This window comes from Mesorhizobium sp. M7D.F.Ca.US.004.03.1.1 (assembly GCF_003998635.1).
GTDB lineage: Bacteria > Pseudomonadota > Alphaproteobacteria > Rhizobiales > Rhizobiaceae > Mesorhizobium > Mesorhizobium loti.
In genome coordinates, this window is the sequence record NZ_RZQG01000396.1 from 1 (window position 1) to 5,334 (window position 5,334).

General features: G+C 63.2%; 5 protein-coding genes. 3 read left to right on the plus strand and 2 right to left on the minus strand.

Annotation, left to right across the window (positions count from 1 at the left end; translation table 11 throughout):
- The 3 genes from EN935_RS20865 to EN935_RS20875 form a co-directional block, all read left to right on the plus strand.
- Positions 1 to 2,002 (plus strand): ABC transporter permease (locus EN935_RS20865; RefSeq protein ID WP_164771233.1); only part of this gene is annotated, 2,002 nt, incomplete at its 5' end.
- Positions 2,003 to 2,243: 241 nt separating this feature from the next.
- Complete coding sequence (locus EN935_RS20870; RefSeq protein WP_109663747.1) at positions 2,244 to 3,023, plus strand: Bax inhibitor-1/YccA family protein; 780 nt, start codon at positions 2,244 to 2,246, stop codon at positions 3,021 to 3,023.
- 122 nt (positions 3,024 to 3,145) lie between these two features.
- Positions 3,146 to 3,724 carry a GNAT family N-acetyltransferase gene (locus tag EN935_RS20875; RefSeq protein ID WP_109663749.1) on the plus strand — a complete coding sequence of 193 codons (579 nt, stop codon included), beginning with the start codon at positions 3,146 to 3,148 and terminating at the stop codon, positions 3,722 to 3,724.
- Positions 3,725 to 3,847: 123 nt separating this feature from the next.
- Here EN935_RS20875 and EN935_RS20880 read toward each other — a convergent pair whose 3' ends face one another.
- Both EN935_RS20880 and EN935_RS20885 read right to left on the minus strand, forming a co-directional pair.
- Complete coding sequence (locus EN935_RS20880; RefSeq protein WP_109665336.1) at positions 3,848 to 4,234, minus strand: DUF2794 domain-containing protein; 387 nt, start codon at positions 4,232 to 4,234, stop codon at positions 3,848 to 3,850.
- 450 nt (positions 4,235 to 4,684) lie between these two features.
- The coding region (locus EN935_RS20885; RefSeq protein ID WP_127373574.1) for a thioredoxin family protein at positions 4,685 to 5,334 on the minus strand (650 nt) is incomplete at its 5' end.

The window sequence follows — 5,334 nt, forward strand, 5'->3', positions numbered from 1 at the left end:
GTCCGACGGTTTCGGCTTCGCGCCGAGGCTGATGATCTCGACCGAAGGGCTGGCGGCCACCGGACTGGTCCAGCCGGGCAGCCTGGTCGAGAATGCCTACAAGATCCGGCTGCCGGCGGACGCCGACGAGGCGCGGCTCAAGGCCATCCAGGATCAGGCGGCCAGCGATTTTCCCGAGGCCGGCTGGTCGATCCGCACGCGCAGCAACGCCGCTCCCGCGCTGTCGTCCAACATCGAACGCTTCTCGCAGTTCCTGACCCTGGTCGGGCTGACGGCGCTGGTGGTCGGCGGTGTTGGCGTCGCCAATGCGGTGCGCGCATATCTCGACGGCAAGCGCGGCGTCATCGCCACTTTCAAGAGCCTGGGCGCTTCGGGCGGCTTCGTCTTTGCCGTCTACCTCGTGCAGATCCTGATCATAGCCGCACTCGGCATCATCCTGGGACTTGTGCTGGGGGCGCTGATGCCATTCGCGGCGAGTGCCGCACTTCAGTCCGTCATTCCGGTGCCGGCGCAAGGCGGCTTCTATCCCGGCGCGCTCGGCATGGCGGCGCTGTTCGGCCTGCTGGTGACGCTGGCCTTCGCTTTGCTGCCGCTCGGCCGCGCTCGCGACGTGCCGGCCACCGCGCTGTTTCGCGAGATGGGGCTGGAAGGCCGTGGCTTGCCGCGCCCGGTCTATGTCGTGGCGGCCATCGGCATCGCGCTCTTGCTGGCGGCGCTGGCAATTCTGTTCTCGGGCGACCAGCGCATCGCCTCGATCTTCGTCTGCGCCACCATCTTCGCTTTCCTGGTGCTGCGCCTTGTCGGCGCGCTGGTGCAATGGGCGGCCAGGAAGAGCCCGCGTGTGCGCTTCGTGGCGCTGCGGCTCGCCGTCGGCAACATCCATCGGCCCGGCGCACTGACGCCATCGGTGGTGCTGTCGCTGGGGCTCGGGCTGACGCTGCTGGTGACGCTGGCGCTGATCGACGGCAATCTGCGGCGCCAGATCTCCGGCAGCTTGCCGGAGCGGGCGCCGAACTTCTTCTTCGTCGACATCCAGAGCAGCGATGTCGATTCCTTCTCCGCGCTGATCGGCAAGGAGGCACCGCGGGGAACGCTGGCCAAGGTGCCCATGCTGCGCGGCCGGGTGATGGCGCTGAACGGTGTCGATGTCGACAAGGTGAAGGTGCCGGCGGCAGGCGCCTGGGTGCTGAAGGGTGATCGTGGCCTGACCTATGACGCCAGGCAGCCGGAAAACACGACGCTGACCGAGGGCAGCTGGTGGCCGGACAAGTATAGCGGCGAGCCGCTGGTCTCGTTTTCGGCGCAAGAAGGCAAGGAGATCGGGCTGAAGCTCGGCGACACCATCACCGTCAATGTGCTCGGCCGCAATGTCACGGCCAGGATCGCCAATTTCCGCCAGGTCGAATGGGAGACGATGGGCATCAATTTCGTCATGGTGTTCTCGCCCAACACATTCGCAGGCGCCCCGCATGGCTGGATGGCGACGTTGACCGAAAAGAATGCCTCGACGGCGGACGACGCTCGTATCCTCAATGCCGTCACCCGCGCCTTCCCGGCGGTGACGTCGGTCCGGGTCAAGGATGCGCTCGATGTCGTCAACCGGCTGGTCGGGCAGCTCGGTACGGCGATCCGGGCGGCGGCCGGCGTGGCGCTGATCGCTTCGGTGCTGGTGCTGGCCGGCGCGCTTGCCGCCGGTAACCGGGCGCGCATCCATGACGCGGTGGTGCTGAAGACGCTGGGCGCGACACGCAGGACGCTGATCGCGGCCTTCTCGCTCGAATACATGCTGATCGGGCTCGCCACCGCGATCTTCGCGCTGGCGGCAGGCAGTGCCGCTGCCTGGTTCGTCGTCGCGCGCATCATGACATTGCCGTCGCATTTCATGCCCGAGGTGGCGGTGGCGACCATTCTGTTCTCGCTGGTGATCACGGTCGGCATCGGCCTCGCCGGCACCTGGCGGGTGCTTGGCCAGAAGGCAGCACCCGTGCTGCGCAACCTGTGACCTTAGGTCCGCAATGGCCACCCTGGATTAAATCTTGGTAAGAATGCCGTCCGGAAAGCCGAGGAATCGGCACTTCGTTGTCTCACGAACCGTTACATCCGGTTACGGTCTTGTTCTTGACGCGAATAACCATCATATTTCGCCACAGGCATGCTGGAGCCCTGCCAGCGGCGCCTGGGTCCGGTGGATTTATTCCGACTGGGCCTGACACCGGACGGGGCAGAAGCAATAGAGGACTACAATGGCTGATCCCATTCGCAACTACCAGACGCGCGCCGTGCCCGGCGTCGGCGTCGGTGCTGACATCGATCAGGGCCTGCGCGCCTACATGATCAAGGTCTACAATCTGATGGGGCTTGGCCTCCTCATCACCGGTCTTGCCGCTGTCGGCACGATCATGCTGGCCACCACCACCGATCCGGCTTCGGCTGTCGCGACGCTGCCAAGCGGCGAGATGCTGACCTCGTTCGGCTACGCGATCTTCGGCTCGCCGCTGCGCTGGGTGGTGATCTTTGCCCCGCTGGCCGCGGTGCTGTTCCTGTCGTTCCGGGTCCAGTCGATGAGCGTTGCGGCGGCGCAGACGACGTTCTGGGTCTATGCCGGCCTCGTCGGCCTGTCGCTGTCGTCGATCTTCCTGGTCTACACGGCGGCCAGCATTTCGCAGACCTTCTTCGCCACCGCAGCGGCCTTCGGCGCGCTGTCGCTCTACGGCTACACGACCAAGCGCGACCTGACCGCGATGGGCTCGTTCTTGATCATGGGCGTGTTCGGTCTGATCATCGCCATGGTCATCAACATCTTCCTGCAGTCGTCGGCCCTGTCCTTCGCCGTTTCGGCGATCGGCGTGCTGATCTTCTCGGGCCTCACCGCCTATGACACGCAGAAGATCAAGGAAATGTACTTCGATGGCGACGCCTCGGATGTCGCTGGCCGCAAGGCGATCATGGGTGCGCTGAGGCTCTATCTCGACTTCATCAACCTGTTCATGTTCCTGCTGCAGTTCATGGGCGATCGCCGCTAGGTTTTGTCCGGCTCATGATCTGACTGGACCATCGAATTCCAAAAGGGCGGCCCAACGGCCGCCCTTTTCTTTTGTGCCGGTCTTTGCTGTTATTGCGAGCAGAGAAATGGCATGCATAAATTATGAGCAGTATTACGATTCGACCCGCGACGGTGGCCGACCTTGACCGAATCACGGACATCTATGCCGACGCGGTGACTCAAGGCACGGCGAGCTATGAGCTGGAGCCACCCAGCCGAGCGGAGATGGGCACTCGATTCGATAGTTTGATGGCCGGCGGATTTCCTTATCTGGTGGCGGAGAAGGATGGCGCCGTTCTTGGCTACGCCTATGCCGGTGCCTTCCGGCCGCGTCCGGCCTACCGCTTCATCGTCGAGGATTCGGTCTATATCGCGCCCTGGGCGAAGGGCCAGGGCGTTGGCTTGTTGCTGATGCAGCAGCTGATCGAGGCGGTGCGGGGCGCGGGCTTCCGCCAGATCATCGCGGTGATCGGCGATGGCCGTCCCGACAGCGCCTCGGTGCGGCTGCACGAAAAGCTCGGCTTTCGCCATTCAGGCCGCCTGGAAGGCTCCGGCTACAAGCACGGACGCTGGCTGGACACGGTGTTCATGCAGCTGTCGCTGAATGGCGGGGCAGTGACGCCGCCCGATCCCGAATCGCTGCCGGAGCGGAAGTTCCGCGAGGGCCTTGGAGGGAAATGAACTGAGGAATTGAAGAATTGATGAACTGAAGAATAAAAGAAACAGCGGCTATATATATCGTTGCGGGCCTTTTCTTCAACTCATCAATTCTCCAGTTCTTCAATTCTCCTGCTCCAATTCCCCTCAGGCCTCGACCACTTTCAACTTGCTGTCGAAAATCCCAAGCACGCGGCCGAGTTCCTGGCCGCGCTTCAAGATGCGGCCGCCGGCGGCAATGACGGCAAAGGCGCCCTGCTTGCGGGCCAGTTTCGGATCCTTGACGATCTGGAACAGCGGCACTTCGCTGGTGCGGCGGAACACGGAAAACACAGCGCGGTCGGTGAGATGATCGATAGCGTAGTCGCGCCATTCATTGGCGGCGACCATGCGTCCGTAGAGTCTGAGGATCTGATCCAGCTCGCGCCGGTCGAACCGCACCGGCTGATCAAGGCGCTCGCGTCGCGCCTCGTGCAGCGGGATCAATATTGCGGATGCGTCACCATCCCCCGTCCCGCCGCTGTCATCGGTCATGCCTCGATCCTTCAAAATGAATCTTTGCCAGCCAAAGTTGGCGTGTTCGCAGCTGAATTGCAAGACCCGGCGAAGCACAGCGGCGCCGCGCTGTTTCCGCCACGTCCAGTCACTTTTATGAAACGCCGTGTTGGAATTGGTGATGCTTCGCCACATTTCTGCCTTTTTTTATCCGCGCTCATGCCCCAATGTCCGACGAATTTACCGGCGTTGCCTGAGACGGTTCGGTCCGGCACCGGCTCGTAAACCCCAAGCCCCCCGCCCACGGGTCTGCGTCGGATCGAACCAACCTCGGCTCTTCCTCGGAAGAACCGGGTGCGACGATCCCAAAACCTAAATGACCGACGTCAGAAGCAAGCTGACGTCGGTTTTTTATTGGGGTCTCCGCGACGGAGCTTCGCTCCTGCTTCTCCCTAGGATGACGAAGGCAGGGTCGTTTCAGCGATTCTGTTACGGCTTGTGGATGAACGCAGCGCCAAGAATGGGACCGGGCATGCCGTCCTTGCCGACCGACTGCAGCAGCACGGCGCAGCCGCCCTTCTTGGCAATCTCGCTCATCGGCAGTTCGTAGCGCTGCGCCTTGCCGTGCCACATGCCGGCGGTCTGGATGCCGGTGACCGCATTCCAGTAGGTCATCTTGCGGCCGTTGTTCTCTCCCTCACCGATCTTGACCGTCTGCGGGGGGTCGAAATAGACGATGACGACATGGGCGTCACTGGGGCCGCTACCGGCATCGCCGGCGTCGATCATCACCCGGTCGCTGGTGCGGCTGACCTTGATGGCGACGCGCATGCCTTCGCCGCTCTTGGCCATGCGGGCGAGCGCGCCATCGACCTCGCCGCGGCTGGCGCCGTTGACGTGGACGCGGCCGTTGATGACGGCCTGCGGCGTGTAGACGGAGCGGCTGCCGAAGGCACGCATATAGTCATATTGCCGCTCGGTGTTCTCCTTGCGGCTCAGCGTGTCCTGCCAGCCGAGATAGTCCCAGTAGTCGACATGATAGGCGAGCGCGACGATGTCCTCCTTGGCGACAAGTTCGGCGAACAACGCATCGGCCGGCGGACAGGAATTGCAGCCCTGGCTGGTGAACAGTTCGACCA

Bases quoted from the DNA above. Each gene is read 5' to 3' on its own strand.
- EN935_RS20870 (WP_109663747.1), top strand. From the start codon at position 2,244: ATGGCTGATCCCATTCGCAACTACCAGACGCGCGCCGTGCCCGGCGTC.
- EN935_RS20875 (WP_109663749.1), top strand. From the start codon at position 3,146: ATGAGCAGTATTACGATTCGACCCGCGACGGTGGCCGACCTTGACCGA.
- EN935_RS20880 (WP_109665336.1), bottom strand. From the start codon at position 4,234: ATGACCGATGACAGCGGCGGGACGGGGGATGGTGACGCATCCGCAATA.